At 39.0% G+C, this 22282-nt stretch carries 13 protein-coding genes; 9 read left to right on the top strand and 4 right to left on the bottom strand.

The features are described 5' to 3' along the window. Positions 1-56 precede the first annotated feature (56 nt). Entirely contained in the window at positions 57-1637 is a 1581-nt protein-coding gene (gene tnpC, locus BQ5321_RS04750) for an IS66 family transposase (RefSeq protein WP_071392719.1), read from the top strand. A gap of 83 nt (positions 1638-1720) precedes the next feature. On the opposite strand, the gene BQ5321_RS04755 is transcribed toward tnpC, so the two are convergent. Genes BQ5321_RS04755 through BQ5321_RS04765 form a run of 3 tightly spaced genes read right to left on the bottom strand, consistent with a single transcriptional unit; the run spans position 1721 to position 7418 of the window. Beyond that, on the bottom strand, positions 1721-2740 hold the full coding sequence (locus tag BQ5321_RS04755; RefSeq protein ID WP_071393429.1) for an acyltransferase family protein: 1020 nt from the start codon (positions 2738-2740) through the stop codon (positions 1721-1723). A 31-nt stretch (positions 2741-2771) separates the two neighbouring features. Next, positions 2772-4073, bottom strand: coding sequence for a family 8 glycosyl hydrolase (locus BQ5321_RS04760; protein ID WP_071393430.1), 1302 nt, complete (start codon positions 4071-4073; stop codon positions 2772-2774). Between the two features lie 39 nt (positions 4074-4112). Continuing rightward, positions 4113-7418, bottom strand: coding sequence for a trifunctional glycoside hydrolase family 18/polysaccharide deacetylase/glycosyltransferase family 2 protein (locus BQ5321_RS04765; protein WP_071393431.1), 3306 nt, complete (start codon positions 7416-7418; stop codon positions 4113-4115). A gap of 625 nt (positions 7419-8043) precedes the next feature. Here BQ5321_RS04765 and BQ5321_RS04770 point away from each other — a divergent pair. The 8 genes from BQ5321_RS04770 (at position 8044) to BQ5321_RS04805 (ending at position 21014) form a co-directional block, all read left to right on the top strand. Then, complete coding sequence (locus BQ5321_RS04770) at positions 8044-9075, top strand: S-layer homology domain-containing protein (RefSeq protein ID WP_071393432.1); 1032 nt, start codon at positions 8044-8046, stop codon at positions 9073-9075. Positions 9076-9417: 342 nt separating this feature from the next. Next, positions 9418-10305: a TetR/AcrR family transcriptional regulator gene (locus BQ5321_RS04775; RefSeq protein WP_071393433.1), complete on the top strand. Its 888-nt coding sequence runs from the start codon at positions 9418-9420 to the stop codon at positions 10303-10305. Positions 10306-10325: 20 nt separating this feature from the next. Continuing rightward, the gene (locus BQ5321_RS04780; protein ID WP_071393434.1) at positions 10326-11735 is read left to right on the top strand and encodes an efflux RND transporter periplasmic adaptor subunit; all 1410 of its coding nucleotides are present in this window, start codon (positions 10326-10328) and stop codon (positions 11733-11735) included. Beyond that, entirely contained in the window at positions 11732-14836 is a 3105-nt protein-coding gene (locus tag BQ5321_RS04785) for an efflux RND transporter permease subunit (RefSeq protein ID WP_071393435.1), read from the top strand. The genes BQ5321_RS04780 and BQ5321_RS04785 overlap by 4 nt, the downstream gene beginning before the upstream one ends. A gap of 866 nt (positions 14837-15702) precedes the next feature. Next, positions 15703-17442 (top strand): DUF2334 domain-containing protein, encoded by a 1740-nt coding sequence (locus BQ5321_RS04790; protein WP_071393436.1) that lies wholly within the window; start codon positions 15703-15705, stop codon positions 17440-17442. A gap of 6 nt (positions 17443-17448) precedes the next feature. Continuing rightward, the gene (locus BQ5321_RS04795; RefSeq protein WP_071393437.1) at positions 17449-18720 is read left to right on the top strand and encodes a glycosyltransferase family 2 protein; all 1272 of its coding nucleotides are present in this window, start codon (positions 17449-17451) and stop codon (positions 18718-18720) included. 40 nt (positions 18721-18760) lie between these two features. Further along, complete coding sequence (wecB, locus tag BQ5321_RS04800) at positions 18761-19909, top strand: non-hydrolyzing UDP-N-acetylglucosamine 2-epimerase (protein ID WP_071393438.1); 1149 nt, start codon at positions 18761-18763, stop codon at positions 19907-19909. A gap of 94 nt (positions 19910-20003) precedes the next feature. After that, entirely contained in the window at positions 20004-21014 is a 1011-nt protein-coding gene (locus BQ5321_RS04805) for a glycosyl hydrolase family 8 (protein WP_159433401.1), read from the top strand. A gap of 66 nt (positions 21015-21080) precedes the next feature. On the opposite strand, the gene BQ5321_RS04810 is transcribed toward BQ5321_RS04805, so the two are convergent. Beyond that, complete coding sequence (locus tag BQ5321_RS04810) at positions 21081-22184, bottom strand: acyltransferase family protein (protein ID WP_071393440.1); 1104 nt, start codon at positions 22182-22184, stop codon at positions 21081-21083. Between the last annotated feature and the right edge of the window lie 98 nt (positions 22185-22282).

Here is a 22282-nt window from a genome sequence, read left to right on the forward strand (position 1 = left end):
ACGTTCGAACTGGTTATAATAATAAGAACGAAAACGAACGGAAAGTGGTGAATGATATGGTGAAAGCTTCTTCTACGAATGAAAATCAGAACGAGAAAATAATTCGGCTGCTTGAAGAGCAGTTGGCTCATTCAAATCAACAAAACAAAGAATTATCGAAACAGATTGAAGCATTAACCGATCAAGTACGCCATTTAACTAAGCTTTTATATGGATCAAAAACTGAAAAAACGAAATATAACGCACCAGACGGGCAAGGTACGTTATTTGATGATGACCCGGTTTTTAGCGAACCTGAGCACACAGAAGAACAAAGCCAACAGACTATTTCTTATACTGTTGTACGAAAAGTTCAAAAGAAAAAACGAAATGATTCACTGCATGATGGCATTGAAGTAGAAGCTATCCACCATCATCCGGAAAATACGACTTGTGACTGTTGCCAAGACCAAATGATTGAAATAGGCAGTTCAATCGTACGTGAAGAGGCTGAATTTATTCCTGCCAGAATGAAGAAAATACAACATATTGAGCATGCATATGAATGTAAGAATTGTAAAAGTGATCTATCTCAAAAAGCGCAAATAAAACGTGGAAAAGCACCGCAACCTCCCATTCAACGTAGTATCGCTGGTCCAAGCGTTCTTGCCAAAGTAATACATGATAAGTTTTCACTATACTTACCACTATACCGACAGGTAAAGGAATGGGATCGTTCTGGTCTGAGTACTAATGATAAGAACCTTTCAAATTGGGTTATTCGTGCATCGCATGATTGGCTATTGCCTATTTACGAGAATATGAAGCATTTAATGATGTCTAAATCGCTCATGCATGTCGATGAAACATATGCACAAATTATCAATCGATCCGATGGGAAATCTGGACAAACCAATGCTTATAATTGGGTATTTCGAAGTGTGCCGAGTCAAGGACCAATAATAACTCTATTTCAAAGTTCATTATCACGTGGTCGATCTGTTCTTGAAAATTTCATTAAAGGATTTTCCGGAACGATTATTTGTGATGGTTATTCTGCCTATGACAAAATTGAAGGTGTCACTTTCGCCAATTGCCTTGCGCACGTTCGTCGCTATTGGTTAAAAGTGGAGAGCAAAAACGGACATATCGGTGTAAAATATTGCGATGAATTATATCGATTGGAAAGGCAATTCAAACACTTGTCTCCAAGTAAGCGCAGAAAAAAACGACAAAAATACTCAAGGCCAATCCTTGAGGAATTTCTAGACTGGGTTGAAAAATCCCCATTCTTCGGCAAAAATGCGCTTGCGAAGGCAGCAGAATATACCTTAAACAGAGCGAATGGTTTAAAAGCATTTTTGATGGATGGTCGTATTGAAATTGATAATAATCCAGCTGAAAATGCCATCCGTCCAAGTGTAGTGGGCCGAAAGAACTGGATCCACTCAGTAAGTGAGGCTGGCGCAAAGGCCAATGCCATCTGTTTAAGTATTGCAGAAACTGCAAAAGCAAATGGTGTGGATTTTTATCGCTATCTATTGAAGTTACTGACGGATTTACCTAATCTAGATATCTATCAACAATCGGATATTTTAAATCAATATATGCCTTGGTCAAAAATGATCCAAGCTGAATGTGGAATTAACATGAAATAGCCGTACATCTGACAAAAAAAGTCATGATATACGGCTATTTGTCATGCATACCGGAAAGGTGCGCTTATTTTTATAATTCGGGCTTACAATTGAACTAGCGGCTTCTCAACAAATGAATGCACCAGACAGCCGATAATCAGCATCAAAGCTAGAAGAATCATGCTCGTCAGCCAACCGCCTAGATAATCGTAAACAGAAAGTACACTAAATAACTCTGATAACAAATCTAGGGCGAAATTATGAGATAAGTAGATTGAAAAAGCTGCATTTCCGATATAATTAAAGATTCTTGGAATTTTGTAATCCTTTTGCATATCTAGTGATCCCAGCCCGAGGATGATGAGCGCCGAAGCTAAACCTGTTCCCATATCAAAGCTGATGGGAATTAAAGGGTGAATCGAGTTAATCCATATGATGGGAAATCCCAATCCACCTAGAATGAGCATAAAAACGGATAGCTTTGCTTTTATTTTAAAATGAGTAATAGCATAGGCACAGAAGATTCCTGCTAGAAAGATTAGATTATATTGATTGAAAAAGAAGCGGATTAAATAGTGATCAATATAAAGGTAACCAAAGGAAAACGCTAGTGTTAACAATGCCCAGATGGCTATGATGACTTTTGATAGTTTCACATAGGACAAGAACAATAGGGAAAAAACGAGATAAAAAAATACCGTATGAACTAATGACCAGGCAACGTTGAGGACTGGTTCAAGCTCTCTTGGACTTTGGACAAGCAGAAAGGAAGTAATGAGAGTGTCCATATCGGTCTCATGTCCCACACTAAAGTCTGAATTAAGGAATATAACTAATAAAAACAAGCAGGTTAGCAGCCAGTAAAGTGGATAAATTCTTATAAGCCGATTTAGCAAGAGGCCTTTAAGCTGCTGGGTTTGGCCAAAGTTTTTATGGTAAATGTAATACATCATAAACCCAGATAATGCAAAAAAGTAATTCACGCCACCTGAAATGGGAATATAGGAAAATCCAAATAAATTATAGTCAAAATAGGCCATCATGGTTCCTGATAAATGAAACAGCATCACCATAAAGGGAACGAGTGCCCGAGAAAACTGTATCAATTCTAATTTTTTTCTCATCCGATACATCTCCTAATATGCAATCTAACTTCTATAACCATTGTTCCTTTTCGCCGGCTCTTTCCATAAACAGCATAACCAAAAGCCGAATACTATCACTGTAGTACTTACTAGTTTCATGCGGACCAAGATCCTTTGTCATATTGTCCCATAAACGATTCAGCCACTCTTGATTTTCTTCATCTATAGAAGCACTTGCGGCAAAAGGAGCGATAAAAGAAATATCTGAGAAAGAAACGAGTGCATCTCCGTCCAAATTATAGCCAGCCTTAATACTAGAAGGATGACCTTCGGTGGCTTCCATGACCCATGAATTGATTTTTTCTAGCTGCATCTTCACTTCCTTATCCTTTGTAAAAATGTAGCCAGCGGCTAATCTCCATGGTACTCGACAGGCATTATATGAATAGTACGGGTCCTTTTCCCCTTCAAGAAAATAAGAATCTACCGGAACCCATTCCCCATTTTGTTTCCAAATAAAATCAGGCAATAATCCTGTGTTAGAACTATAATGGTCTTGAATCAGGCTAGTCAGCTTAATCATCTTATCTAAAACCTTTTTCCATCGATCATCACCTGTTACCTCATAAAATACAGCGATATGGCCAACCATCCAATCGGATGTTCTAGTGGCTGTTCCATACTTTGGATCATCGTCTTTTACCCAATCCCCAAGCTTTAACGTCCACTCATTAGGATTGACAACTGAGTCCATCAACGCGTTGATGATCCAAATGGCCTCCTGCCGATAGTTAATCGTCCCATCGCTTCCCCAGAGCTGATCAGCCAGCAGCAGTGCATAGGCGATATCCATATCACCATCCGTGGCAGAGCCGGTAAACTGTCCACTTTTGTCATCCTTCATTGAACCATCCTCTTGTCGATACTGTCTCCAGACCATAAAAGAATCGTTGCGATCAGAAGGATGATCTTTAGTATATCGAAACATTCCATCAAAAATTTTCTTCGTCTTGATGCCAAACTGCTCCTCCGACATGACCATAATTAGCATTCCGTAGCCTTGAGCCTCAGAAACCGTATTTTGATCATTATCATAGGACACATAATACTGATTTCCATCTAGTTGCTTTACATACTGTTCCTTCCATGCTTCAAAAGCATACTGAACCGTTTCTTTTCTCTGTTTCACGGAGACATGATCCGGAAAGATGGTGTCTCCGTGTTGCTGTTGTTCTTCTAAGTCAAGATTGGCAGGAAGCTCTTCGGCCTCCGGGTTATCAGGTGAAATAGGAGATTTTTTTTGTAAAGAGTTGAACAAAATCACTATGAAAATGAAAATAATGGATATTATTATGAATATAAGTTTTTTCACTTCTTGCAATACCACCTAAGACTTCTTTATTTCCACTTATTACGCACCATAATTGGCTTTCTTTTTTCGATTTTCTTCAAATTCTGATTGCAGCACACTGCCGGTTCGTTGTAATTTATTCCAGCCCAGCAGCTGTCCTTTGATGGCAAACAAAACTGATTTCCACACAACATAGGTAAAGAACTGGCGGTAGATAATCCGCTGTATGAACAGTGAGAATAATGGTTTTTTCTTTTCTTTTTCTAAACTAAACGCATAGGCAGCAATCAGGGTATCAACGATTAAAAATGCCAAGTAAAAATAAGCGACAAACATATGACCGTTCGTAAGGGCAAGGATCAGAATAATGTCTGCGACTGGGGCAGTTGCCAGTAGGACATATTGGAAGATCATGTTTGGCAGGGCAATATACCCAAGCTTTTTATTTTTCTTAGCAAATAAGGCTTCCCTGTGCTTCCATATGCATTGCAAAATGCCAAAGGTCCAGCGATAGCGCTGCTTGATAAAGCTTTTCAGATCCTCCGGTGCCTCGGTATAGGCAATGGCATTCACTTCACTTTTAATCCTGTAGCCTTTACGTAATAGCTTCATCGTGGCATCTGTATCTTCAGCTAACGTATCCTCCTCGAATAAATGAACCTCCATCATCGCGCTTTTTCTCCAAGCCCCAATCGCCCCCGGCACAACTGTAATGCTATCTAGCTCATCAAACGCTCGTTTCTCTAGGTTAAACCCTGTGACATATTCAATATGCTGCCACCAGGTTAACAGATTTTTGCGGTTACCGATTTTTACATTCCCTGCGACAGCACCAACAATGGGATCGACAAAATGTCTAACAATGATGGTGAGCGTGTCTTCAGCAATGACCGTATCGGCATCTAACGTAACAATGATGTCAGCAGAAGCGTTCTGAAATCCAAGATTTAATGCCGAGGCTTTCCCTCCGTTTTCTTTTCGTAACAAACGTACGTTGGAATATTTACTACATTCGGTTTCCACTATGCTCGCCGTCTGATCTGTTGAACCATCGTCCACAATAATCAGCTCAAATCTTGGATAACGGCTTTTCATGATGGAATGAATGGTTTTCCCGATTACTTTATCTTCGTTGTATGCAGCAATCAAAACGGAAACAAATGGCTGGTAGGAATCATTAAACCTTCGATGCTTGCTTTTTCGTTTTTGTTTTAAGCTGAAAAAGAGCAGGATAGTCAAACGGAACAGCCCGACAATAATTAACAGGTATAAGAAAAACTTAATCGATTTAATTAGCGCAGCTTGGAAGGATGAACCATATAAATAAAATGGCTTCATCGATTCCTCCGTTTTTTGTACAGCCGGCATAACGGCGCTTCGTTCCATCCCTACTAATTCACTAGCAGGTACAATGGAATAGTCATTCGCTTTTAACCACTCGATAATTTTTGGCAGTGCCTTAATCGTTGCACTCCGATCTCCTCCAGAATCATGTAATAGAATCGTGTGACCATTCTGCACTTTGGCGGTAACTTCTTTCACAATTTCCTCTGCTGATATTCCACTCCAATCCTTGGGATCTATCGTCGAACTAACCACTGTGTATCCTAAATCTTGAATTTTAAGAATTCGCTCCATCACTTCCTCCGATGGAAGCTCATTTGGACCGTCATTGATTGATAAATATGGTGGACGAAACATGTTGATGGAATGTCCAGTAATCCCTTGTATGACTCGTTGAGTAGAGTTTAGCTCAAACTTCAATTGTTTTTCTGAAATGGTCATAACATCTGTATGTGTAAAGGTATGACTGCCAATTTCATGACCCTCTTTATAGATTCTGTTTGTAAGCTCAGGATACATAGCAGCATTTTGGCCAATTAGGAAAAAGGCGGCTTTGACATCATGCTTCTTTAAGATCTCAAGAATTTTCCCTGTATATTTTGGGTTCGGCCCATCATCAAAGGAAATGGCGACCTTTTTCTCATCTACACCATATTGTTTGAGTAAATAGGGAGTTGGATATTTTATATATTTTTCCTTTTTTATTAAGTTATTGTTAAGCTCGAAACTTCTCTTGCCTTCTGATTCAACAGTCGTCACCTGTAAGAAATCTCCGGACCCTTCCGTCGCTGTAGCTGCTCGGTTTGGAATCGTTTCTAAATCTTTTGGATTCGCATGGTTTGTTGAGAATAATCTCCAGATCGTTGGGTCTTCTGAACCAATGTTCCAGACTCCAATGGAAGAGATTTGGTTGGTTTGTGCTATTTTCATTTGATTATAAAAGGTTGCTGCGTCTAATAACCAAATCATGTGTTCTTCCTCTTGTTCCATATAACGAACGTACGGAGTGAAGAAATCCTGATTCCACTGGATTTGGAGATTCTCCCGATTAACCATTTCCATCAAAGTGGAGAAATGATGGGGGGTTGCAGGTTCACCAGTAGTTACATTCCAGTCATAACCATAGTTAGCTAAACATAACACCAGCTTTTCTTTGGCACCATGATATTGATTAATCAATTCCTGAGTCCATTGAAAGGATGCTAATGGGCCGGGCTCCCCTTGTTCGATATGCTGGTCAAAAGCTTTAACAATTAAATGATCGGATACATCTGAAAGTAGCTGTGTATCATACGTATCATCGCCCAAGCGAACAAATAAGGTTAGCAGTAATCCAGATTGATGAAAGGACTGATAGAGCTTTGTCACAAACTGATTATAGAAATCTTTATCTTCCCAGTATACATCCTCGAAATTTAAATGGACGCCCTGGTAGTCTTTTGTTGTCATAGTACTTATTAGATTTTGAATCATTTGATCTTGTGTTTGAGGATTTGAAAGCCAGTTATGAACGTCATCGGCCGTGCTATTTTCATCAAGAGTAATGGAGGGGATAATCTGTACACCATGTTCCCTTGCTAAGTGATCAATTTTTGCTTCTGCATTATCAATGATGTTACCATCTTTGTTGAAGTAAAACCAATCGGGGATAAGTACGTCAATGGTATCAATATTTTCCTTAAGGGAAACCTGATTCTCTCTATTGGAATGATTCTCAGACTGATAAAAAGTAAATATCTTTGGTTTTGTTTCTTGTCCCGTTATGCTGATAGTCTCAAGTGGATTCAACGTTCCATCAAGGGTAACGAGATGAGAAACCGGAGAATTGATTGGTCTAATGGTGCTATTATTTATCTCAAGTTCAGCTAAGTTAGGTCTGTCAAGTAATCCTTTTACGATGAAAAATAGGAAAATAATCGCTACCAAGGAAATTAGACTAAAGCTTAATTTTGAATACTTCCATCTCCTTCCAGTTTTTTCGAAAAATATAAATTTTTTAGGTCCTTTCTCATCCTTTTTCATTCATTTCCCTCGACCTTCTAACTTTAGTATGCTTCGTGTTCTTATTAACGAACACCTAACTAAATAAAAAAGACTATAACAATGAATTAAGTATATTATAAAATTCAAATAATTCAATAAATATGTCAAAAAATCCTAAAAATAAACAATATACATATGATAGTAATAGTTATTATTTATAAAATAAGTATATTCATGCTCCTTTTATTTATTATTAGGTCCATTTAGGTGAGTTTCATTAGCGTAAAAGGGAATATTTGTAATGGTAAACATTGTAACGATGTCGAAAATTGCAGAATATAAGTATTATATTGGTGAGGTTCTATGAAATTGGTCAAATAATATTTGGGACCATTGGGAAACTGTATGGGGATTGAATGAAGTAAAGCGCTTTCTTTTTTACTATATAAATGGATTTAAAAAAGGGGCAAAGTTATTTTATAAAAATAGATAGAATAATAAAAATAATCGTTTCTTAGAGAGTAGGGGTACCTTTTTAATAGTATAGATAACATTGGACGGGCGAATTTGATTTAATCATTTCCAGCTGAACGAAACCGCCACTACCTCAAACAAACCATGATATAATAGATCGAGTTCATAACAAGGAGTGTGCTTGAAAATAATGAAACGATACAAATCTATTTTCCTACTCCCGATATTATTTTTGTTGGGATTGTCATTAACAGCTCCAAAGATTGAGGCAGCTGAGCAGTCATTTACCGATTATCAAACAGGAAATTTTGGCTATGAGTCGGTTTCGCAATTAGTATCAGAGGGAATTATTCAAGGTTATAAGGATAATAGCTTCCAGCCTAGCCGGGCTGTGAATCGGATGGAAACGGCAATCATGTTTAAACGGGCATTGCCGATAGAAGCCGTGATAAGTGGGTCGGGATTCAAGGATGTACCGGATACCTCCGAGTTTGCCCAGGCGACGGCTGCAGTGAAAACAGCAGGAATCTTTAAGGGTTCAACGAATGGAACATTTGGTTCAAATGACCTTTTAACAAGAGAACAAATGGCTTCCGTTATTGTCAGAGCATTTGGTTTCCAACCAAACTCAGCTGTCGCTGTTCCGTTAAATGATTTAGATCAAGTGTCTGCAGCACATCTTCATGATGTAAAGGTGTTATATCAAAACGGCATTACAGAGGGAAAGAAGAATGGCTCCTTTGATCCAAAGGGTACTGTGACAAGGGCAGAGTTCTCCGTATTTCTTGACCGAGCCTTGAAAAATATCCCAGGATTGATGGGGAATCTTCAGGCGAAGGTAACCAATACTGCCCTTAAAACTAGCGGTGGCATAGTCAATGGTCATGTAGCCTCTAATAATAGAGGCATTCAAATAATCTATAATTTAACAACACAAAATAAGGAAAATACCTTCACAGAAGGAACGATTACTGTTTCCGAGGCTGTTACATTAAAAATTACTCAGGCCCCTAGCTATGTGAAGCTTGTATTAAACGAAGGTGATTTTACACAGCAATTGACACAAGGAGTCAATAAGCTTTCCTTTGCTGACAAACTAAACGGAATTAAGCTTGGTACTATTTCCTCCTTAGTCGATAATTTTTCATTACAAGGGATTATTAGTGATAGTAAAGGAAACAGTAAGCCGGTTACGATTCATTTCATCGTAAAGCTGTATTAGAGTACAATGTTGATTTTCCAGCAGGTTGATTGTAGTGGAAGGCACGCAGACTCCTGCAGAAGAAGCGAAACAGACGAGACCCCGCAGACACGTAGTGTCGAGGAGACTCGGCGCTCGCCTGCGGAAAGCGAAGTGCCTGGAACGAAAATCAACACTCGTGTTTAACAGAGCCTATTGTAAAATAAAAATTGAATCATGATGGTTTAAGAGAAGGCGCTTCGATTAATAATTAGAAGCTCCTTCTTTTTTTGGCTGAAATCTTGTAGTCTGATTAACTTAGTAGTATAGTAATATAGTGTTTGACCGAATGGTCAGTCAACGTCATGTAACGAGGTATAAAGGATGAACCAAAAACGGAAAAAGATATTAGAAACAGCCTTGAAGCTGATGTCTACCAAGGGCTACCATTCGACCTCCATGCAGGAGATTGCAGAGGATGCGGGGGTTTCGAAGGGGGCGCTTTATCTTCATTTTTCATCGAAAAATGAACTGCTGGTCGAAATCTATCGCTATTATTATCAGATGATCAAGGAAAAAATGAATCTAGTAGATGATCAAAGGCGGCTTGATTCAAAGGAGCGTCTGCAAGCCCAGATTCAAATCTATATGGAGGAATTGCTGTCGCAAAAGGAATTTATCCTGATGCATATGAATGAGCATGTTAGCTATAGTGAGGAGCTGGAGGAGTTTCTACAGACAGCCAAGGCAGATGCCTTTGCCTGGTATAGAGAAAGCCTAACTAGTATTTACGGTGAGAGCATTCTTCCTTATACAATTGATTTGACGATTATCCTGAAGGGGATGATTGAAGGCTATCTGTTTACGCTATTCAGCACAAATGCTTCCTTATCGACGGACAAGCTGACAGGCTTTATTATTTCTCGCCTCGATGATGTAGTAGAAGGGCTGTTGCGGAAAAAGGAAAAGCCGCTGTTTGATTTAGCACTGATTAACCACCAGGCTCAATCCCTATTTGGCGAGAGTCATTGGCGGGAGCAGCTCTGTCGTGATTTTCTGCAGCTAGAGAAAATCATCGTTGAGGCCAACATAGATGAGAATATTCAAAGAGATTGCTTAGATTCTATCGAATTTTTAAAGGAAGAAGCCAAGCAGGTTGCTCCGAAGAAAATTATTTTTCAAGGCTTATTGAATAATCTTCAAGCTATACCGGAAACACAAGAGCTTTCAAGCAACATTTTACAAACCATTACAAAGCAATTAGCTCAGTAGATATGAGGGGGACAATATAGATGAAAAAACGCCATCGTAACCTGCTGGTGGCAGGGGGTATTTCAGTGGCTTTGCTTTTTAGTGCCTGTAATGCCGATAAGGCTTCAGTGTCAGAAGAGCAAACAGTAAAGGAAACACCTGTCCAGGTAGGAGAGATTACAAAAGGCAGCTTGACCGTGCAAAATGATGTGATTGCGAAGGTCACTGCGGGAACGACAGCAGATATCATGCCGAAAATGGTTGGTGAGCTAGTACAGGTTCATGTGAAAAAAGGGGACAAGGTCAAGAAGGGCGATGTTCTCGCCATAATCGATAACAGTGACCAGAAGCTGGCCGTTGAAATGGAGGAAACGTCCGCTCGAAGCACACAAAGTCAGTATGACCAAGCGCTTGTTTCCAAATCACAGGCGGAAAATGCCGTTAGTAATGCCAAAATAGCGGTCAAGCAGGCCGAATTAAACCTGCAAAAGGTAAAGGATGGTCAGAAGACGGGGATTGATAATACGGGGTTTGCGCTTGAACAGGCACAGATTGGTTTAAATGATGCCCAGACAAATCATGATCGTATGAAGGCTTTATATGATGCTGGAGCGGTGTCCATGCAGCAATTTGAGCAGGCGGAAACGGCGTTAAAGCAGGCAAAGATTGCGCTTGAGCAGGCAAAGCTGCAGGGCAGTAACGCTACAAGCAATACAGATATTGAATTAACCGAGCAATCACTAGAGCAGGCGAAGGTAGGTCTTGCTAATGCTGAGCAGCAGCTGGAGCTGGCAAACATTGGTATTGAGCAGGCGCAGACGGGACTGGATTCGACTGATTTACGGATTCAACAGGCAAAGGATAGATTAGATGATTCTAAGATTATCGCTACGATATCAGGTGAAATTACAGCTGTTAACGGGGATGTCGGACAGGTTGCGAGCTCGAGTGCTCCGTTTGCAACGATTGTGGATGTAAATCAGATTCATGTCGAGGCGCAATTAAGTGCGGACCAGCTTGCTTCTTTTCAAAAGGACCAGGAAATAAAGGTGGAAATTCCATCCTTGAATGAAACCTTTAACGCTACGGTCACTTATGTTTCTAACGTTGCCAGCAGCACGGGCTTTTATGAGCTTGAAGCGGCAGTCGTAGACCATGGCGGCAAAATCAAGCCGGGAATGATCGCTAAGGTACTTCAGGAAACAGCCGTTGGCGAGGAAGCCTTGTTGGTTCCAACAGATGCTGTGATTGAAAAAGGAAACGAGGCGTTTATTTTTACGATAAAGGATGGAAAAGCGGTGCAAACGCCGGTCAAAATCCTGAACGCCCAAACAGAGTTAACCGCCATTGAAGGGAAGGGCCTTTCTGAAAAAACAAAGCTTGTCATTAAAGGACAAAATACGTTAATGGATGGCAACAAAGTAAGGATCATCAAGGAGGATAATAAGTGAAAATCATAGAAACAGCTGTCAAACGACCCGTCGGCGTCATTATGCTGTACCTTGGGATCCTGGCGCTAGGCTTTGTTTCGCTTACGAACTTAGCCATTGATCTTTTTCCAAAAATTGATCTTCCGATTGCGGTTGTAGCTACCACATACCAGGGTGCGGCGCCTGAGGAGGTCGAGAAGCTGGTTAATGAACCATTGGAGGGAGCCTTTTCTTCAATAGAGGGAATCGAGTCGATTCAATCACAGGCAATGGCTGATTCATCCTTGGTGATTATGCAGTTTCAATCAGGAACCAATTTAGATAATGCACTGCTAGAGGTTCGGGAAAAGGTCGATCAGGTTAAAGGGTTTTTGCCGGAGGATGCGAATGACCCTTCTGTCCTGCGCTTTGACCCGCAGCAGATGCCGATTATGACACTAAGCTTAACAGGTGATGAGCCGGAAAGCTTAGTCAAGCTTGCTGAGGATACGGTATCGCCTTATTTGGAGCGGTCAGAGGGAGTCGCATCCGTATCGATTGCCGGAGCAAAAACAAGGGAAGTCCAGGTTGAGCTTCAGCCTGCCCTGCTAGCACAATACGGGCTTTCAACCTCACAGGTGATTCAAGCCTTAAGTGCGGAAAACAGCTCGTCTTCAGCGGGAACGATTACAAAGGGCTCAAAGGATTTACAGGTTCGTTTTAACGGTGAATTTGAGTCAATAGATGATATTAAGAATATGAAGCTGAAGCTGCAATCAGGTGAAGAAATACAATTAGCAGACATCGGTGCCATTCATGATGCCTATAAAAAGGAAAGTGCCAGCTCCTATGTGAACGGGAAGCCTGCCCTTGTCCTGTCTGTCATGAAGCAGTCTGACGGCAATACAGTCGAAGTAGCCGATGGCATGTATGAGGCGATTGAGAAAATTGAGGAAAGGCTGCCAAAGGATGTGGAGCTTTCCACTATTTTGGACTCTTCTACCTTTGTCCGCAGCTCGATTAGCTCGGTTACAACGAATATGCTATTAGCTGCTTTAATTTCGATTGTGGTTGTGTTTATCTTTTTACGAAGCATTCGTTCATCGATTATTATCGGTGTTTCGATTCCGGTTTCCTTGATTGCGACGTTTGTGATGATGTATTTTTCAGGCGAAACATTAAATATTCTATCACTGGGTGGATTAGCACTTGGTGTCGGAATGATGGTGGATAACTCAATTGTTATTTTAGAAAATATCGTCTCCTATAGACAGAAGGGGCATTCGATTAAGGATGCCGCAATCCTAGGGACAAAGGAATTATCAGGGGCGATTATTGCCTCGACCGCGACAACGCTTGTCGTCTTTTTACCGATTATCTTCTTAGAAGGCTTGTCGGCTGATTTATTTACACCACTAGCGCTATCGGTTGTGTTCTCGCTTGTTGCCTCATTGGTAGTGGCAGTAACACTTGTGCCGATGATGTCATCGAAGCTGTTGACAAAAGAGATGCAGGTGGAGGCCGAGAAAAAATCCCTTTTTGATCGCTGGTTTGGTGCCTTTGAAGCTTTTTACAAAAAAGCGTTAGCCTACTGTATTGGTCACCGGAAAACGACGGTTGGGATTGTCTCCTTATTAGTAGTCGGTAGTCTGCCGCTTGCCGCATTCCTAGGTGCGAGTCTGTTCCCGGCTTCTGACCAGGGGCAGGTAACGATTTCAGTTGAAACACCAACTGGTTCGCCGCTTACTGCAACAGAGGCGGTTGTTCAAGAAATTGAAGAAAAAATGGAGCCTTATAAAGAGACGATTGCGACAAATTATGTATCGGTTGGCTCCTCTGGAATGGGTATGGCGTCAGGTGCGAACACGGCCAGCTTTACACTGCAGCTTGTTCCAAAGGCCGAGCGAAAGATGACGACAGAGGAATTAACAAAGAAGCTGAGTGAAGCCGTAACGGATATTCCTGGTGCGGAAATTACCGTATCTGAAGCGACCATGGGCTTAGGAACAGGTGCGGCTGTCCAAATTAATATTAACGGGGAAGACCAGCTTGTGCTAGAAGAGCTGTCACAGCAGGTGCTGTGGTTGATTTCAGAAGTGGACGGGGTGAAAAATCCCGAAACTTCAACCTCTGAAACGCAGCCAGAAATGTTAATTGAAGTGAATCGTCAGGTTGCCTCACAATATGGTTTATCGTACCAGCAGATTATGTCTGAGGTACGGATGGGAATTAACGGTCAGGTAGCGACTCGCTATCGTGAGGACGGCAGTGAGATTGATATCAAGGTGATCCTACCTGAGAATCAACGCTCAAGTATTAGTGACCTTGAAATGATGATGATTCAAACACCGTCAGGCACATCGGTTCCGTTATCAACGGTTGCCGAGCTTGTTCAGGTGCAGGGACCGTCGGTGATTAATCGTGATAATCAGCAGCGTCAGGTGAATGTCACAAGTGAGGTAGAGGGTGAAGATATTCTATCGGTCACAAAAGCGATTGAAGCCGAGCTAAGCACGATGAATTTCCCTGATGGCTATTCCTACAGCATCGGTGGACAGTCTGAGGATATGGCAGAATCCTTCACAGATTTAGCTCTTGCACTAGTATTCTCGATATTCCTTGTCTATGCAGTGATGGCGATTCAGTTTGAATCCTTCCTATACCCATTTGTTATTATGTTCTCGATGCCGACAGCGGTAGTAGGGATTGTGGTGGGACTGTTTATTACAGGACTGCCAATCAGTGTTCCGGCGTTTATCGGATTTATCATGCTCGCCGGGATTGTTGTGAATAATGCGATTGTCCTGGTCGATTATATTAATATTTTGCGTAGCCGAGGCATGGACCGAACAGAGGCGATTCTGCAGGCAGGACCATCCCGTCTGAAGCCGATTCTGATGACGACCCTTACAACGGTATTAGGGATGATTCCATTAGGATTGGCACTAGGAGAAGGTGCGGAATCCCAGCAGCCAATGGCTGTAGTAATCATCTTTGGCTTAACCTTCTCGATGTTCTTTACCCTCCTGTTTGTACCGGTTATTTACACGTATTTTGATGGATTATCGGTTAAAATGAAGAAGTGGTTGAAGCGGGATAAGAAGGTGAAGGAAGAAATAAATAATGGTCATCTGGACGTATAGTTAATAAATAAAGAGAAGTACCCTATAGGTAGAACCTTTTTTAAGAATCTACTTATTAGGGTACTTTTTCATTTATTTATTTTCAATAGGAAGTGATTATTACTCAAACAACTCTTTTGAAATCATTCCAGACTAACATTTTACAATTTGTAAAATAAGTATATTAATATATAGCTAAATATTTATTGTCTGCTTTTCTCGATTGTAGTAAATTAATGTAAAATCATCATGAAGCGCGTAGAATATTGTAGAAAATTTTCTTATGTAGAATAGAAATATTATTAATAAATAGGTTCTCTAAAAAGAATTGTGGTTGTATAATGAACGATATAGTTCTTAAAAAAGTTAAAATTTGTATATTGTATTTTTTGAATATTTGAAAATACAACGAGGAATGAATGACTAATTTATTGTAAATAACCGGAATTTACGTAAGGATTGAGCAACTGTTCAGCCTTATAATTAATAGTAAAGAAGTAGGGTTAAGTGGTTTATCAATCAAAACAGAGTTGTCACGATTATTTACTAGTCATGGTGGGAGACAATGGAAGGAAGTTAAACACCTTTGAGAAACTAAATAGAGCAGGAAAACGTCCATTTTTTATTTTTGGAAGATTCTAAAAACAAAACGTTATTTATCTAATAATAATTCCAGTGTATCTCTATTTCCGGAATCAATATGATTATTGGTGGTCTGTTTGTCTACTTGTAATTCTTATCAAAAACAATACCTTAGGGAGTATGATCGTCATGTCATATGTGGAAAGGCAAGCTTTTTTATTAGCCACTCGTTCTTTATAAAGAACTAAATATTCTTTATAAATGTATAAATATAGCAAATTCATTAATATCAAGGAGGCGAAGTGATGATTTACAGACCAATGAAGGTACAGATGATTCCATGGGTGCTTATTATTTGTCTGACCTTATTTATCTTTTTCAGTTATACGCCGTCTAGTAAAGCGGATGAAAAAGAAAGTCCTAAAGTATTAGTCATTTACACGTCGCAGGATGGGGAAATAAATGAATATCAAAGGTATTTAGATTTGATTGTCAGTCATTTTTCCAATGATGTAACATTTATCAGCAGTGATAAAGTAGTGAAAGAGGATCTAACAGCTGTTACTCATCTTTTTTATTACGGTCAGGTAGCCCAACAACTATCACCTGAATTTTCTACGTTATTTGATGGCTTTACTGGTAATTTTGTGGCGATTGGTTATAACACAGAGCAGTTTGGTCAGATATTTTCATTTGTTCATCCTACTGATGGAGCTGAAATAAATCAGCTCTATAAAATAGGTCCAAATGAAAAACCAATGGAGGTATACGAACAATATATTTTGGGTGTTCAACCAGACAGCGGCACAGAAGTTTTATTAGAAGGTAAAAGCTTAAGCACTAATATGACTTATCCAGTTCTGATAAAAAATCAAAAGAATTATTTCTATGCAATTGAAGATATCTACTCGGAAAATTCAATCCTCCTTGGTGAAATGCTTCATGATGTTTTCCAAACCACTAATCATTCTTCACATCCAGGATACATTCGTTTAGAGGATGTTCATCCATTAGTTGATCCTAAACCTCTCGGAGAAATTGCTGAAATATTAAAACAAAAGAATATTCCCTATATGATTGCTGTTATCCCAATCTATACAAATCCAGAAACCGGTGAAAAACATACATTTGCAGATTCTCCAAAGCTGTTAAAGGTACTAAAGGAGATGCAAAAAAATGGGGGAAGTATAGTTCTACATGGGTATACCCATCAATATCGGGCAAGTGAAACAGGGGAAGGGTTTGAATTCTGGGATGTGGACAATAACTCACCTATTTACTCGCCCACAAATGAACCGTATTCAGTAAAGAAAGAAAGCGATTTTAGTTCAAAGGCTGAATACGAATCGTATATAGCTGATTTAAAAAAGTTTGAAACAAAGTATATTGAAGAAAAAATTAAAAGTGGGATTCATGAATTGACGAAATATGGACTCTATCCGCTGGCTTTTGAAGCGCCGCATTATACGATGTCTCAAAATGGTTATAAAATATTAGCGAACCATTTTTCAACCTATGTTGGCCAGGTTCAATTAAGTGATAAGGATTGGGAAATTATGAATTCCACTCCATATATTACGGAACCTACCTTTTTCCATGGAATGCAATTACTTCCTGAAACGATGGGTTATGTAAAACCACGTGACCCGGAAGCTATCCAAACCATGTTGGACAAGGCTGAACTACACAGTTATACGAAGGATGGAATGTTTGCAGCCTTTTATCATCCTTATTTAGGATCTGAAGGCTTTAATAAGTTAATTGTGGAGATGGAAAAACTCCCTATTTCATGGATAGATTTAAAGCAAATGGATAATTGGGTGAAGGTTGATAATGTGACCATCCATACGGAAAACGGAGAGATTCTTGTAGAAATGGATAAGGGAAAAGTGTTTTGGTCTTCAATGGACGCTCCTCTCTTTTACTTTAAGGAATTTATCAATAAAGTGGTATGGGGAATGGCTGCATTAGGTGGTGCGGCAGTTATCGCATTCATTATTTTTACCATTTATCTAAAAGGCAGAAAAAAACAGATAGAAGGGTGATTAAACTTGGCCAATTTCTTATTATACACCTCGCTTTTTTTAATCTGGATGATGTTGTTCTATCATGCCTTTCTCATGATGGGAGGATTTTTACATTCAATCAAGTATGTTAAATATAAAAAGTCTCTGAAACAACCAACTGAATTTCCAAAGGTTAGTATTTTGATACCTGCTCATAATGAAGAAGTAGTGATTGAGGAAACACTCAAATCCATGATTGAATTAAACTACCCAAAGGATAAGCTTGAAGTCATTGTTATTAATGATAATTCTAGTGATTCAACTGGACACATTGTTGACACTTATGCGAGACAATATCCTTTTATATTTGCGGTTCACACGAAACCTCCACATGCCGGAAAGGGCAAATCAGGTGCATTGAATCAAGGGTTTCTCCATTCAACAGGTGAAATCATAGCTGTCTATGATGCTGATAATACACCTGAACCGGATGCAATTAAGTATCTTGCTTTAGGTCTAAGTAATGATAGTAAGGCTGGGGCAATCGTAGGGAAATTCCGTGTCATTAATGCGAATAAAAATTTGCTTACGAGATTAATTAATATCGAAACCCTAACATTCCAATGGTTAGCTCAGGCTGGGCGCTGGTTTTGGTTTAAAATGACAACCATTCCCGGAACGAACTTTGCCATACGCCGATCGATTCTTGAAAAATTAGGAGGATGGGATGAAAAGGCACTGTCAGAGGATACAGAATTAAGTATCCGAGTGTATAATCTTGGCTATTATATCCGCTTTTTTCCGGCTGCTATTACTTGGGAGCAGGAACCGGAAAACATTCGGGTATGGTGGCGGCAGCGAACAAGATGGGCAAGGGGAAATGTCTACGTCATTCTAAAGTATTTATTCCGCATGCACAAATTAAAAAATAAAAAGGTTCTTTTAGATATATTTTATTTTCTGTTCACGTACTTTTTATTCTTTGGCGGTGTGCTCCTCTCACATCTAATTTTTGTTGTCAATTTAATAAATGATTTAGAACTGTCCATTGGAAAGGCTTCATACGTGTTATTAATTGTCGGTTTTCTTCTCTTTATCACAGAGGTATGCCTGGCACTGAGTATGGAGAGAAAGCAACTAACTATTAGAAACTTTTTCACCGTATTATTTATGTATTTCACTTATTCACAGATGTGGATTTTTCTCGTCGTAAATGCATCGTATTTAGAAGCAAAACGCATTATTTTCAGGCAGGAAGTTAAATGGTATAAAACGCAGCGATTTAAGCAGGAGAAGAAGCAGAAGCCATCCGCATAGTGTTATTTTTCTTAATATTCTTAAAAGGGAGAGACATAATATGAAAGTAATGACCATTTTTGGAACAAGACCTGAAGGAATAAAAATGGCTCCTCTTGTAAAAGCCTTAAAAAATGAAGCAGGAATACAGTGTGTATTTGTCAATACAGCTCAACACCGTGAGATGCTTGACCAAGTCCTTGACCTTTTTGAGCTTGTTCCTGATTATGATTTAGACTTAATGCAGGCTGGCCAATCGGTAGAAACCTTAACTGGAACCATGTTAACCAAGCTATCGGGGATTATTGAAGAAGAAAAGCCGGATTTGGTGCTTGTCCATGGGGATACAACCACAACCTTTATTGGGGCCTATTCAGCATTTTTGAAAAAAATCCCGATTGGTCATGTGGAAGCTGGGTTGCGAACAAACAATATATATTCTCCATTCCCTGAAGAAATGAATCGGCAGATGGTTAGCCGGATGACAAGCTTTCACTTTGCGCCAACGGAGAGAAATAGGAAACACTTATTAATGGAAAATATTAATGAACATAAAATTCATGTCGTTGGAAATACCGTCATTGATGCTTTATTGAATGTGGCCTCGAGACCCTATCAATTTGATGGTGAATTAAGCTCTATTTTTTCCAAAGATAGGAAAACCATCCTGCTGACTACTCATAGACGGGAGAATTTTAACGAACTGCAAAATATCTATGAAGCCATTAATCAATTACTTGAGGAATATTCTGATATACAGGTTGTATTTCCGATTCACAAAAACCCAGATATTCGAGAAAAAGTCTATGAAGCTTTTCAAAACAGTCATCGGGTTCATTTAATTGAGCCGCTAGATTATGAAAGTTTCGTACATGTAATGAAACAATCCTATCTAGTTATCACCGATTCAGGTGGTATTCAAGAAGAAGCTCCATCCTTAGGTAAACCTGTTCTTGTTGCTAGACAGTCAACGGAACGGCCGGAGGGAGTTGAGTCTGGAACACTTAAGCTGGTAGGGACTTCGACAGAGAGAATATATAAGGAGTGCAGCAAGCTGATCATCGATCCAAGTGAATACAGTAAAATGGGGGAAATCTCAAATCCATTTGGGGATGGTAACACAGCTGAAAGAATTGTTGAAATCATAAAATCAGAACTTACGAAACTACAGTCTGAGTATCATGTAACAGAGCAAGCAGCTCATGTTTAGTGGTGAGGGTGTGAGAAAAGAATTGCCCTTTCTAATCCTATTTATTGTTGTGAGTGCATTTTTCATTTTCTTATTTACGAATAAGGAGGATGTAATGGAACCTTTTGCTGCAGAGGGATTTATCAAAAAATGGTTACTAAATGAAAACCAAACCTTAGCCACCTATATAAAAGAATCGGAATCAGAGGATGAGGATTTAGTCAAAGGCCGGGAAACATTATCTGAAACATTAGGATTGTGGATGGAATATGTCTATCAAAAGGATGACAAAGAGCACTTTGAGGAAGCATATGGCATTTTAGATAATTATTTTCTTGAAGAGAATGGCTTTGTACATTGGAAATTAGCAGAAACCGGTAAGAGTGAGGTATCGACAAATGCCCTTGTCGACGATTTGCGAATCAGTCATGTTTTATTCCAGGCAAGTGAAAAGTGGCATGAGAAGAAGTATGAGGATGCTGCCATACGTATCGGTGAATATATTGCGAAATATAATCTTTATCAAAATGTATTAACTGATTTTTATGATAGAAAGTACGAATATGCGAGACCCATTATTACTTTATCTTACATTGAACCAGAAGCGATAAATGTTCTCGAAGATATGAATCTATTAAATGAAGGAACATACGAAAAGACAATGGGGATTTTAAAAGATGCCCCGAGTGATGGTCCTTTCTTTCCTAAGGCATACGATGTTAAGCAAAGAAAGTATATGTACGATAAAGATATAAATCTGATTGATCAGTCGTTAGTTGCCTTATATCGTGCAAAAAGTGGTTATCCTACTAAGAAATATGCTTCTTTTATTAAAAAGGAATTTGCTAAGAATGGAGTCATTTTTGGGAAATATAATAGAATAACTGGAGAACCTTCTGTTGATTATGAATCTCCTGCCATTTACGGCTGGTTAATTCTATTTTGTGTTGAAATCGGGGAAAATGAACTTGCCAAAGGGTTATTTAAGGAAATGGTCAAATTCCAATCAAAAGATTCGGATTATTATGGAGGATATTCTGTGTACTATGATGATACACATATTTTTGATAACCTCGTTCCGCTCTTAGCAGAAAGAAAATTGTATGATACAGGAATTTTAGAGTAGGATTTCGATCCTAGTGAGGTAGGTAGAGATGGCCTCACTGTCCCGCCAAAAGGCGAATAGCAGGAGCTATTCGCCTTTTGGTGTTGAATGATAAAGATTGGTCATTGGGGTTACGAGTGCATTCTTTTTCTTAACGATACCTCTATTAAGTAGCTGCACCAGTGGTTTTTCAATAAAAGAATGGACCAAACAGCCAATCACAAGCATTAATAATAATAGAACAATACTAGTTAACCAACCACCTAGAGAATCATATATGGAAAGGTAGCTAAAAAGTTCTGTTAAAAAATCTAGTGCAAAGTTATGAGATAAGTAAATCGCAAAAGCTGCATTTCCTATATAATTAAAAACCCTTGGGATTTTCATATCGATTTGCATATCTAATGACCCAAATCCGAGAATAATAAGCGCTGAAGCTAAGCCAGTTCCCGTATCAAAGCTAATCGGGATAAATTCATGAATCGAATTCAGCCATATGACTGGAAATCCTATGATACCAATCACAAGCATGAAAATAGAAAGTTTTATATTCACCTTAAAATGGGTGATGATATAAGCACTGCAAAGGCCTGCTAAGAAGATTAAGTTATATTGATTAAAGAAAAAGCGCATTAAATAGTGATCGATATAAAGGTAGCCATAGTAAAATGCGATGGTTAACAGTGCCCAGATGGCTATTATGATTCTTGATAGATTTACTTTTGGTAAGAATAAAAGTGAAAAAACGAAATAGAAAAATACAGTATGGACTAATGACCAGGCAACAATAAGAATGGGTTCGATTTCTTTTGGGCTTTGAATTAGCAGAAATGAAGTGATTAGAGTATCCAAATTTGTTTCATGTCCTACTCGTAAAGTAGGATAAAGGAATATAGCAATTAAATACAAGCAAGTTAATAGCCAGTAAAGCGGATAAATTCGGATGAATCGATTGATAAGGAAGATTTTTAACTGATGGCTTTGACCGAAATTTTTATGGTAGATGTAATACATCATAAAACCTGATAAGGCAAAGAAGTAATTTACGCCACCTGAAATTGGAATATATGAAAAACCAAATAGATTAAATTCATAGTAATCCATCATTGATTCTGATAAATGGAACATCATAACCATGAAGGGAACAAATGCCCGAGAAAACTGTATCAATTCTAATTTTTTTCTTTTCATATGGTACATCTCCTAAAAAAGTCTAAGTGTTACAAAAGGGAATAGTTGGATAAGATACAGCATCTCCTTCTAAAATTAGTCTTAGTTAAAAACTAAAT

The organism is Bacillus tuaregi, from assembly GCF_900104575.1.
GTDB lineage: Bacteria > Bacillota > Bacilli > Bacillales > Cytobacillaceae > Bacillus_BD > Bacillus_BD tuaregi.